Origin of the sequence: Candidatus Zymogenus saltonus (genome assembly GCA_016929395.1) — a bacterium.
GTDB lineage: Bacteria > Desulfobacterota > Zymogenia > Zymogenales > Zymogenaceae > Zymogenus > Zymogenus saltonus.
Window position 1 is genome coordinate 39066 of the sequence record JAFGIX010000090.1, and the last position, 18906, is coordinate 57971.

Annotated in this window: 16 protein-coding genes; 4 read left to right on the top strand and 12 right to left on the bottom strand. The window is 50.5% G+C overall.

Translation table 11 applies throughout. The features are described from left to right. Nucleotides 1-26: 26 nt before the first annotated feature. From JW984_16770 to JW984_16825, 12 genes are all read right to left on the bottom strand, one after another. Nucleotides 27-773, bottom strand: a complete 747-nt coding sequence (locus JW984_16770) for a PTS system mannose/fructose/sorbose family transporter subunit IID (GenBank protein MBN1574851.1) — start codon at nucleotides 771-773, stop codon at nucleotides 27-29. A gap of 8 nt (nucleotides 774-781) precedes the next feature. Further along, nucleotides 782-1507, bottom strand: coding sequence for a PTS sugar transporter subunit IIC (locus JW984_16775; protein MBN1574852.1), 726 nt, complete (start codon nucleotides 1505-1507; stop codon nucleotides 782-784). A 6-nt stretch (nucleotides 1508-1513) separates the two neighbouring features. After that, the gene (locus JW984_16780) at nucleotides 1514-2002 is read right to left on the bottom strand and encodes a PTS sugar transporter subunit IIB (protein ID MBN1574853.1); all 489 of its coding nucleotides are present in this window, start codon (nucleotides 2000-2002) and stop codon (nucleotides 1514-1516) included. Nucleotides 2003-2004: 2 nt separating this feature from the next. Continuing rightward, a complete protein-coding gene (locus JW984_16785) occupies nucleotides 2005-2406 on the bottom strand; it encodes a PTS sugar transporter subunit IIA (GenBank protein ID MBN1574854.1) in 402 nt (133 codons plus the stop codon). Nucleotides 2407-2426: 20 nt separating this feature from the next. Beyond that, nucleotides 2427-3302: an RNase adapter RapZ gene (rapZ, locus tag JW984_16790; protein MBN1574855.1), complete on the bottom strand. Its 876-nt coding sequence runs from the start codon at nucleotides 3300-3302 to the stop codon at nucleotides 2427-2429. Continuing rightward, complete coding sequence (locus JW984_16795) at nucleotides 3295-3876, bottom strand: hypothetical protein (protein MBN1574856.1); 582 nt, start codon at nucleotides 3874-3876, stop codon at nucleotides 3295-3297. Before JW984_16795 ends, rapZ begins: the two co-directional genes overlap by 8 nt. Before the next feature lie 252 nt (nucleotides 3877-4128). After that, on the bottom strand, nucleotides 4129-4587 hold the full coding sequence (locus JW984_16800) for a PTS sugar transporter subunit IIA (protein ID MBN1574857.1): 459 nt from the start codon (nucleotides 4585-4587) through the stop codon (nucleotides 4129-4131). 50 nt (nucleotides 4588-4637) lie between these two features. Beyond that, nucleotides 4638-5186, bottom strand: coding sequence for a ribosome-associated translation inhibitor RaiA (raiA, locus tag JW984_16805; GenBank protein ID MBN1574858.1), 549 nt, complete (start codon nucleotides 5184-5186; stop codon nucleotides 4638-4640). A gap of 93 nt (nucleotides 5187-5279) precedes the next feature. Then, entirely contained in the window at nucleotides 5280-6698 is a 1419-nt protein-coding gene (gene rpoN / locus JW984_16810) for an RNA polymerase factor sigma-54 (GenBank protein MBN1574859.1), read from the bottom strand. 142 nt (nucleotides 6699-6840) lie between these two features. Further along, on the bottom strand, nucleotides 6841-7728 hold the full coding sequence (locus tag JW984_16815) for a methyltransferase (GenBank protein ID MBN1574860.1): 888 nt from the start codon (nucleotides 7726-7728) through the stop codon (nucleotides 6841-6843). Between the two features lie 43 nt (nucleotides 7729-7771). Continuing rightward, entirely contained in the window at nucleotides 7772-9067 is a 1296-nt protein-coding gene (locus tag JW984_16820) for a DUF1015 domain-containing protein (GenBank protein ID MBN1574861.1), read from the bottom strand. Between the two features lie 732 nt (nucleotides 9068-9799). Then, the gene (locus tag JW984_16825) at nucleotides 9800-10768 is read right to left on the bottom strand and encodes a P1 family peptidase (protein ID MBN1574862.1); all 969 of its coding nucleotides are present in this window, start codon (nucleotides 10766-10768) and stop codon (nucleotides 9800-9802) included. 347 nt (nucleotides 10769-11115) lie between these two features. On the opposite strand from JW984_16825, the gene JW984_16830 reads away from it, so the two are divergent. From JW984_16830 to rpoD, 4 genes are all read left to right on the top strand, one after another. Continuing rightward, nucleotides 11116-11565, top strand: a complete 450-nt coding sequence (locus tag JW984_16830; GenBank protein MBN1574863.1) for a GatB/YqeY domain-containing protein — start codon at nucleotides 11116-11118, stop codon at nucleotides 11563-11565. Nucleotides 11566-12007: 442 nt separating this feature from the next. Beyond that, complete coding sequence (locus JW984_16835; protein ID MBN1574864.1) at nucleotides 12008-14386, top strand: endonuclease MutS2; 2379 nt, start codon at nucleotides 12008-12010, stop codon at nucleotides 14384-14386. Between the two features lie 563 nt (nucleotides 14387-14949). Continuing rightward, complete coding sequence (locus tag JW984_16840; protein ID MBN1574865.1) at nucleotides 14950-16752, top strand: DNA primase; 1803 nt, start codon at nucleotides 14950-14952, stop codon at nucleotides 16750-16752. Nucleotides 16753-16756: 4 nt separating this feature from the next. Then, nucleotides 16757-18556: an RNA polymerase sigma factor RpoD gene (gene rpoD, locus JW984_16845; GenBank protein ID MBN1574866.1), complete on the top strand. Its 1800-nt coding sequence runs from the start codon at nucleotides 16757-16759 to the stop codon at nucleotides 18554-18556. Nucleotides 18557-18906: the final 350 nt, after the last annotated feature.

Sequence of the window (18906 nt, forward strand, 5' to 3'; positions counted from 1 at the left end):
CTTTTTAAATGAATTCCGAAAATAGATCAGCCCAGTGCATAAAAACCCGCCATACAAAAAAACGCAAAAACATACAACATAATCAGGAGGGGGAATCCCCTTCTTGTCAGAATGAACAGAACAATAAGGGGAATTATTGCAAGGAACCTCAACTCCCCCCACGCACCCCAGTCCCCGGCGCCCAACAATCGCGGCATAAAAAAGATCAGCCCCGAAAGCAACGTTCCCGTCAGTACGGCGATTAGGCCGGTCAATCTCTCCGTTACTTCCGGGAGTTTGAGACCGCGTAAAAAATCTACCAGTTTTATCCCCCTTTCTAATCCGACCAGAAAGCCCTTTATCCTCATCCAGATGTGAAACGAGTTGTAAAGGAAGAGGAATATCAGCGGGGCGACAATTCCGCCCATAAAACCGGAGATTATCGCCGTGATCGAGAAAAGGGGCTTCAGCGTGGCCCAGAAAAAGGAGTCTCCGAGTCCCGCGAGGGACCCCGAGAGCATCTTCTTCATCTCGGATATACGCTCCTCGTTGACTTCGACATTTTTCCCCCCGGTCAGTTCCATTCCCGCAGCTGCGCCCAAGATCGCCGTGGCCATATATGGATGGGTGTTGAAAAGCTCGAGGCTCTTCAAGAGCGCGGCGGATCTCCCCTCATTGTCCTTCACGGCTTTACACACCACCGGAGATATCCCAAAAGCAAATCCAACGTTCTGCATCCCCGTAAAATTCCAGCAGCCCTGTATAAAAAAGCTCCTGAAGAATGTTCTTATCAAAACCGCCCTCATAGGACACACCGAACGGCTATAAATAAAATCGCATACGTGGCCAAAAAGGCCGCCGATAATCTAAACCTTCCGCTCTCCCTCAACCTTGTAAGCATCCCCGCGGCCCCAAAAAAAGGTGTCGTGAAGTAAACAAGCTTGAGGGCCAAGATGAAACGCTGGTCAAGGAAAGGATACAGGATAGAAATCAGGGCCGAAAGGATACAGGCTCCAACAATGGTCAAGACGGTAAACGCGGAAAATATCGCCAAAATGCTCTTTGCGACCTGCCTTCCGATCACCCTGTGATCCCCAGCTTTAATCCCCTCCCTGGCTGCCTTTAAAAAACGTCCGTTCAAAACCCTCAGTCCTATATCCATCCATCTTCCGACGGCCGCCAAGGGGAGCGCCATCAATATCGCCAGGGCCAAAACGGCGGCCGGATCCGGCCCGAGTATTTGCCCCGTCAAACGATCCGCCAGGATTACGCCGGCGGGGACAGCTACGGAAACGACCGTATCGTCCGGTGGGATGGAGGTCCCCAGGGGGTGTATCCCCAGCCATAGGAGCTCCAGGACGAGTCCCGATCCCAATCCGACCATCGGCTCCCCCAGGACAGAACCCGCAATGACCGATGCGACTATAGGCCTCGACACTAAAAACTGAAAAGCCGCCGTCCTGTCAAGGTGGAGACCTCCACCTATCAGCCCAATCAATAGAATATCGGATATGAATTCTATCGTCATACTTCTTTAACCAGCGGCAATACTCAAAAGCTTGTCAACCTCGAGGGTCCTCTCGTTGGGAACCGATCTCGAATCTATTGAGACTCCCTTCTCGTTTAGCCTTAATATGCACTCGCAATCCAGATTGCCCATACAAAGGTTCGAACTCACCTGCACCTTCCCCTTGCAGAAGTGCATGTTTCCGAGGTTCAGCGAATCGAAAACAAAACCCTTATCGAAGGCCTCCATAACGTCTTGAACGTTCGAGAACAGAATCAAGGTCCTCTTCTCTTCAAACCTGCCCTCCAAGAAATCCTTTACGGCTTCGTCCACGGTATCGAACTCCACATTTATTTTACTTGGGATCGCCATCTCCATAATGGTGCGTCTCTGGAGGTTTTCGGCCACCTCGTTGTCAACAACCACGATCGACTCGGCCTCCGTAAAGGGTATCCACGCCTCGAGAATCTGCCCGTGAATCAACCTGCTGTCGACCCTTATAAGAACAATCCCCATAACTATTTCTTCTTGCTTAAAAATTCGGTGGCAACATTGATATTATCCCTTCCCGCCTCCTTGGCCTTTAATGCCAGGCCCTTGAGATCCACACCCTCCCTCTCCATAGCGATCTTTATGATCATCGGGAGGTTCACGCCGGATACAACCTCCACTTCGTCCCCGAGGAAGCTCATGGCAAGGTTTGACGGAGTGCCCCCAAACATATCGGTTAAAATGATGACGCCGGCGCCGCTGTTCACCTTTTTTATGGCGTCTTTGATCTCCGCAGTCAATATCTCCACATCCTTTTTGGGATCCAGAGAGAGGGGTATTGCCTCATCAATCTTCCCTACAATAAGCTCCGCCGTCTTTAATACTTCGGCGGCAAGATTTAAGTGCGAAACTATGACTATACCCACCATTTTTTTATACCCGATAAAAATTATGACTCTTTTATATCCCTGTGTTTCACCCTCACGGTGTAGCTGTCCATCCCCTTGAACATCATGTAAAGCTCCTGGGCTATCACCACCGATCTGTGCATCCCTCCGGTGCATCCCACCGCTATCGTGAGGAGCGCCTTCCCCTCACCCACATAATGGGGGAGGAGAAAACTGAAAAGGTCCTTTAGCTTCGACAGAAATTTCTCAGTCACATCCTTGTCGAGGACATAATCCCTAACTTCTTTCGTGAGGCCGGAAAGGGACCTAAGCTCCTCTACGAAGTACGGATTCGGGAGGAATCTCACGTCTATCACTATATCCGCATCGATCGGATTTCCGTAGCGGTAGCCGAAAGAAATAACGTTGAGATTCAGCCCCCTCTTTGAGACTCCATCGACTAATTGATCTAAAACAACGGTTCTCAGATCATGAGGGGTAAGGCTCGAGGTGTCTATGACCTTATGGGATATTTTCCTCAGCCCCGAGAGCATCTCCCGCTCTTTTTCTATTCCCGTCCTGGGATCGTCGCTGTCAAGGGGGTGAACCCTCCGCGTCTCCTTGTAACGTCTGAAGAGGACATTATCGTTCGCCTCCATAAAAACCAGCTGGTAGTCCTGTCCCATTCCCTCGAGCTTTTCCAAAATCCTCGGGTACTCTTCGAGGAAGCTCCTCCCCCTGACGTCCATCACCAGTCCTATCTTGTCGATCTCCCACTCGGAGCCTGTGACAAGTCCCAAGACCTCCGGCAGCAGCACAACGGGGAGGTTGTCGATGCAGTAGAAACCGCTGTCCTCCACAGCCTTCAGCACGGTGCTCTTGCCCGATCCGGAGAGCCCCGTTATTATCAACAGCTTAATGTCCTTTTTTTTACCCATTATTTCCGAGAAGCTCTTTGAGAACCGCGCTGTTTTGGGAGCCGCATAGTATAAAGTCCGTTATTGCCGTCACAAGCCTTTTTGGGTCGATCGTCTCACTGAAAGAAATCTCGGGCACCGAGACGCCTAGGAGCTCAAACTCACCCGCATTGACGCCAAAACACCCTCTGGTGTCCTCGGAATTACCGTCAGCTCCCAAAGCCCCCTTTGGGACGCCGAGTCTTACGGCGAGATCGATCTTCGATTTTTCAATAACAAAAGAGGGTCCAAGGACCCTCCCTATATCCACAATCCCGACCCCCCTTACCTCTAAAAGCCCCCTCGTATCCTTTAATTGCCCGCCTCCCCCCGACGACCGCCCCACTTTTCCATCCACCTTCCTCGACCCGGGCGTCCTCCCAAAGAGATCGACTCCCCGGCGAAAAACTTCCACCACATCGTCCGACACAAGCCTCCCGCCGTCATACAGGAGAGATAGTGCAAACAGACTCTTGCCCGATCCGCTGTCTCCCAAAAGCAGAACGCCCCTGGTCATTATCCTCACCAGGGTCCCATGAAGAATTGTTCTTTCCACTAAAAAAAGGAATCCACACACCTTATGTATGCTTAACGGATGATCAATCACCCCCCACAAAAATACCCTCCCCCCTAAATAAGCTGTCGACCTCCCTAAAAATAAACCGCCCCCCCAATTAACCAACCCCTTCAAATTAACCGCCCCCCTAAACTAACGGCGACCCCCCCAACTAACGGTCGCTCTTGCCTTTGGCCATCAATTGCTAATTGACCATCCATTTAACGGCCACAAATTGGGCTTTTCAAACGTCTAAAACTTATCGTCTTCCTCTTTTATTATCTTAAAGATTTCCTCCGGCGTCTTGGCACGCAAGAGATCGTCTCTGAATTTCTTGTCCTTTAATAGCCTCGATATCCTCGCCAGTGCCTTTAGGTGTATCCCAGCGGTATTCTCCGGGGCGATAAGCAGGAAAAAGAGGTGAGTGGGTTTGCCGTCGATCGAATCGAAGTCCACACCTTTTACCGATCTTCCGAACGAGGCTACCAGTTTCTTCAAACCCTTGAGCTTGCCGTGGGGAATGGCTATTCCGTTGCCGATACCCGTGCTCCCCAGCTTCTCGCGTTCTTCCAGAACTTTTACAAGCTCCTTCAAATTGAGGCCTTCCCGAGCAGAAACGATCTCCGAAAGCTCCTCTAAAACCTCTCTTTTACCCTTTGATGTAATGTCGGCTTTAATATGATCCTGATCTAAAATATCCAAAAGCTTCATCAATCACCCCGGTAATTAGCGAATTTTTTAAGTATTATATTATACGTAAGCTATTTTTTAACCGTCGGAACAATATGACCGTAGTTGCTGTCCTTCCGCTTATAAACCACGTTTATACTCTTTGTATCGGCGTTTTGAAAAACCATGAATTCCGAGTTTGACATATCCAGCTGCATGGCGGCCTCTTCCACCGTCATGGGTTTCGTATCGATGGTCTTGGTTATGATGGAAATACCTCCCTCATCCAACCCAACATTGCCACCCATCATCGGCTCCGCGGCGGCTTCGGGCAGATTCTTGACATTGTTTCCCTTGTGTTTTATAAGCTTCCCCTTGTGTCTCTTTATCTGCTTTTCTATCTTCTCTATGACCGTATCGATAGCCTTATACATATCGTCGGTAGTCTCTTTACCGTTAATGGTCGTCTTGTCGGCATTGATCACGATCTCCGCGATGTTTCTGTGCTTTTCCACGGAAAGAACCACCTTTACATCGGCTGGATTGTACAAATATTTTTTTAATCTTCCAATTTTCTCCTCGGCATACTTTCTGAATTCCTCCGTGGGCTCCATGTGTCTGAAAGTAACAGATATGCGCATTAAATAAAACCTCCTTGTATCAGCTTTATCTTTTCAGGTATGTCTCCAATCCCGCGGCTCCTTTCTTAGTCCACCAAACATACCCTCGTTGCATCAACCCCCCCTCCTCCCCGCGGAAGAGAGGATGCCCATCATCTCACGATACTTTGCGATTGTCCTCCTGGCGAGAAAAACGCCCTCGCTCTCCAAAAGCCTGACGATCTGCTTGTCGGTTATCGGTCTTTTTGGGTCTTCGCCCGAAATCAGCTCCTTTATCCTGCTTTTGACGCTCTCCATAGATCTCCCGTCCTCACTGTTGGACGCGACCCTCGTGGTGAAGAAGAACTTCAACTCAAATACCCCCCTGGGGGTGTGAATGTACTTTCCGTTGGTAACGCGGCTGACCGTAGACTCGTGAACTTCAACGTCCTGTGCAACATCCCTCAATACCAGGGGCTTGAGATATTTTGCCCCTTTTTCCAAGAATTCTTCCTGGTGAGTAATGATGCTCTTGGCTACCTTGTACATCGTCCTCTGGCGCTGTTGAATGCTTTTTATAAGCCAGGTGGCGGACTTGATCCTCTCCTTGATGAAATCCTTCGCCCCTTCGGAAGCAGTGCTTCCATCTCTCAATATATCCCTGTAAAACTTGTTTATTCTCAATCTTGGAAGGCCGTTGTCGTTAAGCGTAACTAAGTATTCATTATCAAATTTGAAGACGTACACATCCGGGGTAATATATTTGGGCTCTTCCGTTACAAAGGATCTTCCGGGCTTCGGCTCGAGGGCGGTTATTACGTCTATTGCATTCATTACGTATTTTTTATCGACGCCGAGCTTCTTCGCAATATAGTCGTAATTCTTGCTTGACAGCTTCGGAAGATACTCGTCGATTATCGCCAAGACGACCGGATTTGAGACCTCATAGTACTCCGCCTGCACCCTGAGGCACTCCTTCAGGTCCCGGGAGGCCACACCGACGGGATCGAACATCTGAATCCTCTTGAGAATATCCTCCGCGAATGACGGCTCGCATTCCCCCCTCTCCGACACCTCTTCGATCGATAAGGTAAGGTATCCGTCATCGTTAAGGTTGCCGGCTATTATTGTGCCGATCTTGATCTCTTCCTCGCTGAAGTTGTTCATCCTGAGCTGCCACATCAGGTGATCCAAAAGCGAGGTCTTCTTGATGCATGTGTTCTCTATAAACTGCTGTTTTTCATCGGAATCGGCAAAAGAGCCCGAGTACGTTGAAGTATAGGTTCCCCATGAATCGTCTCCCCCCGCACCCTTTAATATCGCGTCTATGGTCAGGTCTTCCTTGTGACTGTCAACAACGTCTTCACCTTCACCTTCCCGACCGTCCTGCCCGTCCTGATATTCTTCAAGGACGGGATTTTCACACAGCTCCTGATTGACATGCTCCAAAAGCTCCAATCTGGTAAGCTGGAGAAGTTTTATGGCCTGTTGAAGCTGGGGTGTCAATACCAGCTTCTGTACAAGCCTTAGCTCTTGTTTCAGTTCCTGAGCCATAGAAAAATCTAAAGCCTGGTTTTATACATTCACCATTTAGGTCAAAAAATTTGCTGTCTTTATTAAAACACTTTAACCACTTAATGTCAACAGTTAATTGGAAAGCCGACGCCACGGCGTCAAACTGGCAAAACCGACTACCCTAAGGCGACTCTATGCCTATCCTCGTAAAGATTTTTCCCACCTCATTGGTATATCCGCCGTCCTCATCGTGTACAACCAGGGGAGCCGTCACCTCCGTTTGCGCCGTCACCCCGAGGACAGCCTCCAACATCACGGTCCTGGCCTCGAGACGCTCCATTGATTTGACAAACCTGACCCGTTTTATTGAAAATCCCCCGTCGTTAAGGAGGGTTTCGAGATATTGATATTTTTCCGCCGGATATATAATCGACAGGCTCCCCCCCGCCTTCAAAACAAGCGAAGATTCGTCAATTATCTCTTTTATCCCGCCCGTTATCCCGTGCTTTGCGGCGGCCACACCCATTTTCCCGCTTACCCTGCAGTCGTCCTCCCGGTAATAGGGAGGATTGGAGACGGCCGCGGTAAACGACGACGGCCGAAAATAGTCTCCGATTCTCCTGAAATCGCCGAGGCGGCTGTTTACCCTGTTAAGCAGGTCGTTAATCTCGATGTTCCTGAGGGACGCCTCGTGAAGCTCCCTCTGAATCTCGATCCCCGTAATATTGGCGTCCGGATAAAGCGCGGCCAAGACAATCCCTATGACCCCGACGCCGGAGCCGAAATCGATCACCTTTTCCCCCCTCTTAAGCCTTACAAAGGACACCAGCAAAAAAGGATCCATGGAATACCGGTACCCCCCTTCCGGCTGATCCACAACAAGGGGGCTTCGGCCCCTCTCCCCGATTTCAAATCCAATACTCATCGTCGCCGCCCTAAAATGTCCGAGAACCAATTCCCCCCCCTCCCTCTCCCCAATTTCCGATATAATACGCACCTTCTCCTTTTCAAAACATACAAGAACCAATCCCCCCAACCTCTCCTCCTCAATTTCCGCTCCAATACTCATCGTCGCCGCCCTCAAACAAAAGGGCCAATTCCCCCGACCCGCACTAATCAAAAAGCCTGTAGAGGAGGAGCCCCGAGGAGACCTTTGGATAGAAATACGTGCTCTTCTGGGGCATCCGCTCCCCCGCAAGGGAGACGGTCTTGACATCCTCCATGTCTGTGGGATTGATCAAGAAGGCCGCCCTCCTCCCGTCCGCGGCCATCCTTATCGCCTCGCCGCCGTCCTTCGTATAGACTATCTCGGGATCAGAAATCCCCATTATCCCCTCGATCATAACGTTGCGCAGGATCGCCATGTCGATATCTTTCAACAGGTCGTTCATAGAAGACGGGAAGAACCCGCTTATCAAGCTTTTGTCCAAAAGCGTAAAGATGTAATATTCTTCTCCATTAAGAGAGCAGCCGAAGCTCCCCTTCCCCATCCCCTCGACCGAAGAGAGAAATTTCGAGACACCCTCACCCCCTCCGCCCCCGCCCGATACTTTCTCCACCTTGAAATAGCGGCCGATTTTTTCAACAAATCCCGCGGGATCGAACTCTTCGGGAAGGGTGACCACTCTGTGGCTCGGCAGGATGACTATACCCTCCCCCTCCATGGGGCAGAAGTACATCATGGCGTAGTTGAGGGTGTCGATCTTTTTGTCCTCCAATCCCATCTCGTCCTTGAGGGCCAGCGCCGTCTCGTATCTGTGGTGACCGTCGGCCACGAATATCTTTTTGTCATCAAACGCCTTGGCGAGCGATCCGTGCAGCTCTTCATCCTGACATACGGTCAAGACGTGCTCTATCCCTTCTTTGTCCTTGAATCTTGCAAGCTCCCTGTCATCAAACACCCTCTTGATAAGGTCCCTCGTCTCCCCCGTCTCGTCCGAGTAGAGGGAAAAGATAAAGCTCAGCCAAAAGCCGGTAGTCTTCGTTAGTGTAAGGCGATCCGATTTGGGCTTCGGATTGGTCCTTTCGTGGGGGAATATTCCCCCCTCCCCCCAGGGGGAGAGTCGAACCAGCGCCACAAAGCCGCTCCTCGTCACCGAATCACCGCTGGGGGCGGTAAACGTCTGGGAGTAACCGTAAATCGAATCCGCCTCGTCAGGAACCAGCACCCCCTTCTTCAGCCAGAGGGAGATGAAATCTCTCGCCCTGGTGTACTGATTGTTATCATCGCTGTCATCGGCGAATTCCTTCCCGAGAATCAGCCGCACGACATTGTAGGGGCTGAGGTCGTAGAAAAGCTCCTTCATCTCCTCGGAGATCACGTCATAGGGCGGAGCCACGAGGCCCTCCACGTTTTTCAGGAGTGTGTTGTTATATCGAACCGCTCTAAATGGTTTTATGACTGCCAACTATTTTACCTCCCGTCCATTCTTGAACATACAGCAAACATTTTCAACTCGATAATTTTATATTTTTACTTTTTTTCCAACCATCCCCATCGCTTTTCAACCGGAATGGATTTTGAATTCTATTGAATATCCACTGGATTGTCAACAACAACCCCCGGAGCTTTTTTGTAAAGTCTTTTTTTTAAGAGATAAAAACCCTTTTGTGACATAGGTCATATTTTTCAAACGCCAAAATAATATCATGTTAATTAGGGAAAATTAGAATAATCCAAATTTGGATTTGATTTACAGTCCATAAAAAATGAATTAAAAAGGCCGTTTACATAATACTCTTTAATCAAAACCCATACTGAAATACTTTAAAACACCCGTTTAAAAGCGAACAAAAACGACAATGATATAAAAAACGATGCAAGCTTTCTTCAACCGCAGGAAACGGTAAGCGAAATACTTATTGTACCTCGCTCAACCCCCGGCGGGGCGCAAAGTGTCAAAAGGATTTACCGGAAAGGAGCTCGACATGTTTTTCAATTGGTGTTTTTGGGTCATATGTTCAATATTAATAGTATACATCGCCATCATGTTCGGAATCATCAAATCGATGAAGTCCAGGACGTGAGGGCTTAAACTACTTTTTTCCCTCTTTATTGAAACAGATTTGAAGATACTTATATATCTTCCCCCACTACGCAAACAGGTGCGGGCACGGTCTTAAGTTTCTTCAATATCCCCTTAAACGTCACCCATTGAGGGATACCCCTCGATGGTCACGGCCGACCTTACCGCATCCAATATAGACAGGCTCATCGCCTCGGCGGCCAGCGCCCCCGCCACCGTCACGTCCACGTATCCCAGATCGTCCCCCGCGGCCACGGCGAAGATTGTATCCCCGTCCAGCATCGTGTGGGAGGGATAGACGACCCTCGCTATTCCGTCGTGGGCCATCCTGGCTATGCGGTTCATGTCGACCTTCGAGAAATTCCCGTTTACCGCCACCAGGGCCACGATGGTCGAGGATATGGGGGGGGCGAAGGGGAACGAGATTACCTTTATAAGCTTCCTGGCGTCGGCAAAGCCCTTTTTGTCCGGGGATCTCACCCCGGCCGCGACCTTCCCATCCTTCGGGTCGATGACATCCCCGAGTGGATTGACCGCGGCGATCGCCCCCGCCTTTAGGCCGCCGGCCCCCTCGACCAGGGCAGACCCGATCCCCGACTTCACGGCGTAATCCATGCCGTAGATCTTTCCGACGGTGGCCCCCGCCCCCGCGCCCACGTTCCCCACGGATGTCTCTTTATTGGAAGCGGACTCCGCCGCCCTGTATCCCCAGGAGACCAGCTCCTCCGTCGGGGGGACATATCCGCCGGTCACCGGCAGGTCGAAGATGACCGCCCCCGGGACTATGGGGACCTTGCCATAGCCCGTCTCAACCCCCCTCCCCTTCTCCTTGAGGTACTTCATGACGCCCGACGCGGCGGTAAGGCCGTAAGCGCTCCCGCCGCAGAGGACCACCGCGTCCGCCGTCTCGACGAGGTTCAAGGGATTAAAGACGTCGGTCTCCCGGGTTCCGGGGGCGCCGCCCCTCACGTCCACCCCCAGCGCCATCTCGCGGGAAAAGATCACGGCAGTTATGCCCGTGTGGCGCTCTTGGTCAGTCACATGCCCTATCGATATTCCATCGATTTGCGTTATATGACCCATAGTATTATTCCTTTAAGAAGTATCCCTTCAAACAGATATTTTATTTACAATATTCTATTATCACATCTTCACCTCCAAGTCAAAGGAAGTTATCCTGCAGGTCTTTATTTGATTTTCAAATCGATGATAAAAAGCCTTGTTTTAATCAAATCTCTTAAGGCTTCCACTTAAAAAATTTTCTAAATTCATGTCGAGAAAATGTTGACAATACACCAAAAAAGGATATAATTATAGTTTTTGAATTAAAAATCCGGTTAAGAATAGAAAAATATTGTACACAAAGTGTACACAAAGATGGGCGGCAAAAAAATGGGCGAGGAGGAGAGGATAAGGAGAGGATAAATATCATGTCCCTGAAAGAAAAACTCGAAACAGATCTGAAATCGGCGCAAAAGGCGAAAGATGCGCTAAGGCTCTCGGTCATACGGATGCTGAAGAGTACGATTAAAAACAGGGAGGTCGAAAAGAGAGACGAGCTGGACGAACAGGAGCTCCTCCAGGCGGTGAACTCCCAGGCCAAATTGAGAAGGGAGTCGATCGAGGAGTATAAGAAGGCAGGACGGGATGACCTCGTCGCCAAGGAGGAGGCGGAGCTCGAAATACTAAAGGAGTACCTCCCGGAAGAGCTCTCCGAAGAGGAGCTCAAGGAGTTGATCGATGCCGCCGTCTCGGAGGCAGGGGCGTCGGGGCCGAAGGATATGGGAAACGTGATGAAGCTCCTGATGCCTAAGACCACCGGAAGGGCAGACGGCAAACTGGTAAGCAGGATGGTCAAGGAGGCGCTCTCCTCGCTTTGATTGGTAAACCGAAAGTCCGCTTCATAAAACGGACTTCTTAAGCTTCATCCAATGTCATAGCAGATACCGGATAAGATACTTTTGTTTCGAGCGAAGGGGGGAGCCCGGCAAATTACTTTTGATGCCACCTTGATTGCCTCCTTGATTAATTTAACGTTACCTTGTTGGGTAGTTACATGAAAAGGGACCTTCTTCGAGACGAGGGTATTGAAATAACCGCTTTCATTTAGCAGATTATTAAAACAGCTTCACTCATTGACGTTCTCCACTCGTTGTCACTTCTTTGCCCGTAAAAGATTAGAACGTTCAGTAGCTATTATAACTTACGGTTTACAGCCGGACAGACTCCGGTCACATGGCGGGGGAAAATCGCATTTTGGGCGATTCCCCGGCTTTAAGACCAAAAAGCTCTGTCCAAAAATTACTATGTAACTATGGGGCTATGGACGATCGCACCCTCAAGGTCCTCGAATACCCGAAGATTTTGGAGATAGTATCCGATTTCGCGCTGACCCTCCCCGGAACGGAGGCTTGCCTCAGGCTTAACCCCCTCACGGATACCGGGGAGATAGTCCACATCCACGAGATCGTATCGGAGCTTCGAGAGCTCAATTCCATAGAGGGGAGGATACCCCTTGCCGGGATCAGCGACGTGTCCCACCTCTTCGAGAGGATAAGGGTGGAGGGGACTTACCTGACTCCCCATGAGATAAAGGAGATAGGTTCTAACATAACGGCGCACCGAAGGGCAAAGTCCTTCCTCAACAACCTGAGGAAGAAGTACCCCCTCCCGGCGATCCTGACAGATCCGATCGTCCCCCTCCCCGAAATCGAGAAGGACATCGAGCGGACACTCGGTCCCCGGGGGGAGATATTGGACGGCGCCAGCGACCGCCTCTACAATATCAGGGGAGACATCAGAAAGAAGCGGGATGCCATAAACCGCCTCCTCATGACGATGATGGAATCGTCCGCGCTCGACAACGCCCTTCAGGAGCCGATCGTGACGATGAGGAACGGGCGTTATGTCCTGCCCGTCAAGGCCGACTTCAGGGGGCGGGTGTCCGGGATAATCCATGACAGGTCGAACAGCGGCGCCACCCTCTTCATCGAGCCGATAAAGACGATGGAAATCAACAACGAGCTCTCCTTTCTGATAAGAAAGGAGAATGACGAAGAGGTGAGAATATTGAAGCTCCTCTCGTCAAAAATAAACGATTCGAGAGACGCGGTTAAAGGCAACCACGGCATCATTGTCGAGCTGGACACGCTGATCGCAAGGGCGGCGGCGGCCGACGCTATGGGCGGAATATCCCCGGAGGTGGACGACTCCGGCTCCCTGTCGTTCATAAACTCGGTGCACCCCCTCCTGTCACTAACGGACAGGGAGGGAAGAACATTGAAATTCGACAATCCCAAAGCCGTCCCCATCGATATCGAGATAGGGGGGGAAAAGAGGATAGTCGTCCTCTCCGGCGCGAACACCGGGGGAAAGACCGCGGCCCTGAAGACCCTGGGATTATTAACCCTGATGTTCAAGACCGGCATACCAATTCCGGCCTCCGAGGGGAGCAGAGCGGTGCCATTCAAGGAGGTCTTTGCGGACATCGGAGACGAGCAGGACATAGAGGGGAACCTCTCCACCTTCTCCGCAAAGGTCACTAGGCTTAAATATATCCTCTCCGAGGCGGAGAGCGGCTCCCTCGTCCTCGTCGATGAGATCATGTCCGGAACAGACCCGGAACAGGGGGGTGCCTTGGCCATCGCAATCTTGGATTATTTAAGTAAAAAAAATGCAACCATTCTCGTGACAACGCATCTAAACATATTGAAGACTTATGCCCTGAATCGGGATGACGCCGTCAACGTCTCGGTTGTTTTCGATGAATCCACAAACAGGCCCCTCTACAAGCTGAACTACGGCGCCCCCGGCGGAAGCAACGCCCTCATGGTAGCAAGGTCGTTAAACCTCCCGGAAGAGGTGATAGAAAACGCCAAGACGAACCTCACCGAGGAGGGAAGGCGTCTGAGCGAGCTCGTAATGGACCTCGAAAGCGAGCGTCTAAAGATAAGGGTGGAGAGGAGGGCCTTGAGCGACCTAAGAAAAAGCTTTGTCGATCTCGAAACCAAATTCAAGCTCCTCATATCAAAGATGGTCGAAAAGAGGGACGCAATACTCGAATCATTCAAGGAGGATCTCAAAGAAACCCTGAAAAAATACGACGAGCGCTTCAAGGAGATCTTCGCCGCGGCGGACAACAGCATGATTAAAAAGGGGAAGCTCCACGAAGAGTTTTACTCCGCAAAGCGGGGATTGTTGGATGAAATAACCGTAAGCGATCACCCGGGAGCAGTAAACGGAAAAGCGGAATCGGAGAAAACGCCCTCCCCGGGAGACACCGTATCCATAAAGGGGCTTGCCGTAAAGGGGATATTGATACAGATGCAGCACCACCAAGAGGGAGACGAGGGGAAAGCCGAGGTGGAGGTGGGGGGAAGAAGGGTCTGGATAGATATAAGCGAGCTTAAAAAGGAGACCCCGGTGGTCCCAAAGGGAAGCGTTGTAATGCAGGAGATCTACTCCGACCCGAAGACCGAGATAAATATCATCGGCCTCAGGGTCGACGAGGCGATAGACGTGGTGGACAAGGCGATCGACAACGCCGTCCTGGGGGGATTCGAGGAGCTCGACATCATCCACGGCCGGGGAACCGGCAGACTAAAAAAGGGTATCAGGGAGCACCTGAAAGACCACCGCCACGTAACGGAGATAAAACCGGAGGGCACAAATATGGGAGTGACCACCGTCGGGATTAGATAATCTCAACTCCCGGAGGGGTCGGTCAGATTTATCTTGGGGGACTGGCAATTTTAAGGGAGGGGTCGGCAATTTTTATGCGGAGGGTAAGCCGAATTCATTTATGAGGCTGGCAATATTCTGGGGGCTGACAATATTTTGGGGGCTGGCAATATTCTGGGGGACAGCAATATTTTTGGGGACGGCAGAGGTATTAATTGGGAGTCGGTAGAAATAATGATGGGAGGGCTGCTAGAAATAGTGATCTGGAGTCGGCGGGAATAATTGCAGTTTGGAGGGGCGGTCGGCAATATTTGTGGGGGGATAGGCCGTATTTATTTGTGAGTGGGCTGGCAATATTTTGGAGGACGGCAATATTCTAAGGGACGGCAGGGATATTAATTGGGAGTCGGTAGAAATAATGATGGGGGGCTGGCGGGGATTATGATAGGGCGGGGCTTAATAGGGGGTTTGTCGTGGAATCGTTTTTATAAATAGATTAGGCATTAAAGCCGATCTTGGCGTCGTTGAAAATAAATTGTGAAATAAAAATAGTGTGGTGATTCACAGCCGGAGGTGATAAAACCTTGGCGGGAAAAATCCCCGAAAGTACTATCAGCGAGGTGATCGAGAGAGCGGACATTCTCGAGTTAGTGGAAAAATATGTCCCCTTGAAGAAGAAGGGGAAAAACTTCATGGGACTCTGTCCCTTTCACTCGGAAAAGACCGCCTCCTTCTCCGTGAATCCCGAGAAGGGCCTCTTCAAATGCTTCGGCTGCGGAAAGGGGGGCACGGCCCTGACCTTCCTGATGGAGATGGAGGGGATGACCTTTCCGGAGGCCGTGAGGGAGCTGGGCAGCCGCTACGGCGTAATGGTCGAAACCGTAGCCCCAACCCAGATGGACAAGAAGAAGGACGACAAGAGGGAAAAGCTTTACGCTGTAAACAGGGAGGCGGAAAAATATTTCATTGAAACCCTTAAAGGGGACGCAGGTAAAAACGCAATCAAATACTTCAAGGAAAGGGAAATAGACGGAAGGACGGCCCGGGACTTCTCGCTTGGATTCGCCGCTAAAAGGTGGGAAGGTCTCACCGAGCACCTGAAAGAGAAAGGGATAACAGAAAAGGAGATCGAGGAGGCCGGCCTCGCTATAATGGGAGATAAGGGCCCCTACGACCGGTTTCGAGGGAGGATCATCTTCCCCATAAAAGACCACAGGGGAAGGCTCTCCGGCTTCGGCGGAAGGACCATCGAAGACGACGAGCCCAAGTATTTGAACTCCCCGGAGACAATGGTCTACCACAAGGGGGAGATCCTCTACGGGCTAAACATCACAAAGAACGAGGTCAGGAGGGTCAGACACGCGATAATAGTCGAGGGCTACCTCGACGCGATCTCCCTTTATCAGGCGGGGATCAAAAACGTTGCGGCGACCCTCGGCACGGCGCTGACCCCGGAACACCTTAATATACTCAAGAGGTATGCCAACGAGGCGGTCCTCATCTTCGACGCGGACGAGGCGGGCGGAAAGGCGGCCGAGAGGACCCTCCCCATCTTCGGCGAGGGTAAGATGTACGCAAGGGCCGCGGTCCTCCCCGAGGGAGAAGACCCCGACTCCTTCATCCGCAAGAGAGGGAGCGCGGAATTCTTAAAGGTAATCGAGGACTCAAAGGACATCTTCGACTTCTGCCTCGACAGGATATACCGCCGCCATGACCTTAACACCGCAAAAGGGATAACCGAAGCGCTGGACGAGGCCGCTTACGTGGCCTCGATAAAAAAGCTCCCCCAGGAAATCGACTTCTACGTCAGGAAGATCGCGGAGAGGCTCAAGGTCGGCGAGGAGTCGGTGAGGCTGAGCATAAGCAAAAAAATAAAGAGGGAAACGAGATACGCCGCCGTTCAATCGAGGCGCGAAGAAGAGACCCCGGCGGAAAAACCGGGGCCAAAAAAAGCCTTTAAACCCCCGGAGGTGGAATCTCGGCTCTTCAAGATGGCGGTAAACTACCCGAATCTCTTAAGAGAGGCCGGCCTTAAAGAAAAATACCTGGCCCTCTTTATCGATGAGACCCTAAGGGGCCTTATCGATAAAATACTGAAGATGGAATCCCCGGAGAACGGGATAAACGTTGCATCCCTGATCTCGGGAGTGGGCGATGACGGGATAAGGCAAAAACTGATCGACCTTTCAGTGGTCGAGGATAACGAAATCGACGATGAAGATATGGCCCTTGCTATTATCACGGACTGTATCAAAAGCCTCGATATAAAGGGATCTAAGATAAAATACGAGGATATGAAACGAAGGGCTATGGAGATTGACGAGGATGAGACCAGACAGGAAGTACTAAAGGAAATTATAAATATTAAAAAGAATATGAAGAGGTGATTTCATGGCTAAAAACTCCGGAATTGATGAGGTTGAGGTAAAACAGCTCATTAATTTGGGAAAGGAGAGGGGTTACCTTACTTTCGATGAAGTGAACGAGATCCTACCTTCGGGCCTCTACCCCGATCAGCTTGATGATATCATGAGCATCTTCGGCGAATTGGACATAGACATCGTCGATCCGCCCAAGTCTTCAAAGTTCAGCAGCATGGAGAAAATGAGCTTCTCCGGGGATGAAACAGGCGAAATAGACGATGAAACAGATGACGATAACGAAGCCGAATCCGAAAAAGACGATGTTGAATTCCTGCCCGGCAATATCGGGAAAACCAACGATCCGGTAAGGATGTATCTCAGAGAAATGGGATCGATCTCGCTGTTGACCAGAGAAGGAGAAGTTGAAATCGCAAAGAGGATCGAGCAGGGAGCCATCATCATAAGGGAAACGGTTCTGAACACGCCTCTGGCATTGCGGGAAGTTGCTATCTTATCCGAAAAGATGTTAAAGGATAAGGTCAGGATAAAGGACGTCGTCAGGGGGCTCAACGATGAATACTTGATCACGAAGAAGGACGAAAAGGACAGAAGGGATTCATTCATCGCATCCGTCAATAAGCTTAAGACGATAGACGAGAAGATAAAAAAGGATAAAAAGAAGATTATCTCCATAAAAAACAGGGAAAAGTTTAAAAGTGGAATTAGGCGGTCCCAGAGCAAAATGGTCAATATATTCAACGATCTGGACATGGACAAAAAGTTTGTTCAGAAACTCGCCGCAAAGCTCAAGGGATACATGGAAAGGATTGAAAAAGCCGAATCGGAGATAATGGAGATCGAGAAAAGGACCAAGATACCCGTTAAGGATTTGAAAAAGATCTTTAAAGAATCCGATAAGGGCAAAGACGAGACAAAAGAGGCCGCAAAGATACTGAAGGTGTCCATGGAAAAACTCGATCTCATGAAGAAAACCTTCAGGAACTCTCAGCGAAAGATAAAAAGGATCGAACAGGAAGCGGAGATGACTTCCCGGCAGATCAGAGACACGATAAAGAGGATCGAAAGCGGCGAGGTGGTGGAGTCGGAGGCAAAAAACGAGCTTGTCAAGGCAAACCTCAGGCTCGTCGTCAGCATAGCCAAGAAATACACGAACCGCGGCCTCCAGTTTCTGGATCTGATCCAGGAGGGAAACGTGGGCCTCATGAAGGCCGTGGACAAGTTCGAATACCAGAGGGGATATAAGTTTTCAACCTACGCCACGTGGTGGATCCGTCAGGCCATCACACGGGCCATAGCCGATCAGGCGAGGACCATTCGCATCCCCGTCCACATGATAGAAACGATAAACAAGCTTATAAGAACCTCCCGATACCTCGTTCAGGAGATGGGCCGGGAACCCACCCCCGAGGAGATAGCCGAGAAGATGGAGCTCCCCCTCGAAAAGGTCAGGAAGGTACTGAAAATAGCCAAGGAGCCCATCTCCCTCGAGACCCCCATAGGCGAAGAGGAGGACAGCCACCTCGGAGACTTTATAGAGGATAAAAAGATCATCTCACCGTCGGACGCCATCATCAACGTCAACCTCTCGGAGCAGACAAGAAAGGTTCTCTCCACCCTCACACCAAGAGAGGAAAAAGTCCTCAAGAAACGCTTCGGAATAGGCGAGAAATCTGACCACACCCTCGAAGAGGTGGGTCAGGACTTTGACGTGACCAGAGAGAGGATAAGGCAGATCGAGGCAAAGGCCTTGAGAAAACTAAGGCACCCTTCGAGGAGTAAAAAGCTCAAGAGCTTCGTCGACAGTTAATTATGGATACAACGGCGATGAGGCAGCGAGAGGATGATGTGGGGAGTGCGGAGTGTAATCGACGTGATGGAGACGGCAGAGAATTGTCATGGGGAAAGAAGCGGGAAGAACGAGGAGACAAAGAGGGATTGTCGAAGTAACGGAGGACCATCTCTAAAATTTTAAGTGAGTGAAGACAGGCCCGCAGCAAATCGCCCCGATCGTTTTTTTTGCCAGATTGTTTTCAATATTCCATTTTTTAACTTGACTATTCACCTGCTTCCTTGTAATATAATAGATTAGATTTGTTTACGGGGGGGTCGTCGTTTGCGTGGGAGGGTCGGCAATAATTGGGGGGGGGGGGGGGGGCG

What these genes read in the sequence shown, in the direction of transcription:
- JW984_16775 (MBN1574852.1), bottom strand. Translation starts at nt 1,507, where the DNA reads ATGACGATAGAATTCATATCCGATATTCTATTGATTGGGCTGATAGGT.
- JW984_16780 (MBN1574853.1), bottom strand. Translation starts at nt 2,002, where the DNA reads ATGGGGATTGTTCTTATAAGGGTCGACAGCAGGTTGATTCACGGGCAG.
- JW984_16785 (MBN1574854.1), bottom strand. Translation starts at nt 2,406, where the DNA reads ATGGTGGGTATAGTCATAGTTTCGCACTTAAATCTTGCCGCCGAAGTA.
- rapZ (MBN1574855.1), bottom strand. Translation starts at nt 3,302, where the DNA reads ATGGGTAAAAAAAAGGACATTAAGCTGTTGATAATAACGGGGCTCTCC.
- JW984_16800 (MBN1574857.1), bottom strand. Translation starts at nt 4,587, where the DNA reads ATGAAGCTTTTGGATATTTTAGATCAGGATCATATTAAAGCCGACATT.
- raiA (MBN1574858.1), bottom strand. Translation starts at nt 5,186, where the DNA reads ATGCGCATATCTGTTACTTTCAGACACATGGAGCCCACGGAGGAATTC.
- rpoN (MBN1574859.1), bottom strand. Translation starts at nt 6,698, where the DNA reads ATGGCTCAGGAACTGAAACAAGAGCTAAGGCTTGTACAGAAGCTGGTA.
- JW984_16815 (MBN1574860.1), bottom strand. Translation starts at nt 7,728, where the DNA reads ATGAGTATTGGAGCGGAAATTGAGGAGGAGAGGTTGGGGGGATTGGTT.
- JW984_16825 (MBN1574862.1), bottom strand. Translation starts at nt 10,768, where the DNA reads ATGGGTCATATAACGCAAATCGATGGAATATCGATAGGGCATGTGACT.
- JW984_16830 (MBN1574863.1), top strand. Translation starts at nt 11,116, where the DNA reads ATGTCCCTGAAAGAAAAACTCGAAACAGATCTGAAATCGGCGCAAAAG.
- JW984_16835 (MBN1574864.1), top strand. Translation starts at nt 12,008, where the DNA reads ATGGACGATCGCACCCTCAAGGTCCTCGAATACCCGAAGATTTTGGAG.
- rpoD (MBN1574866.1), top strand. Translation starts at nt 16,757, where the DNA reads ATGGCTAAAAACTCCGGAATTGATGAGGTTGAGGTAAAACAGCTCATT.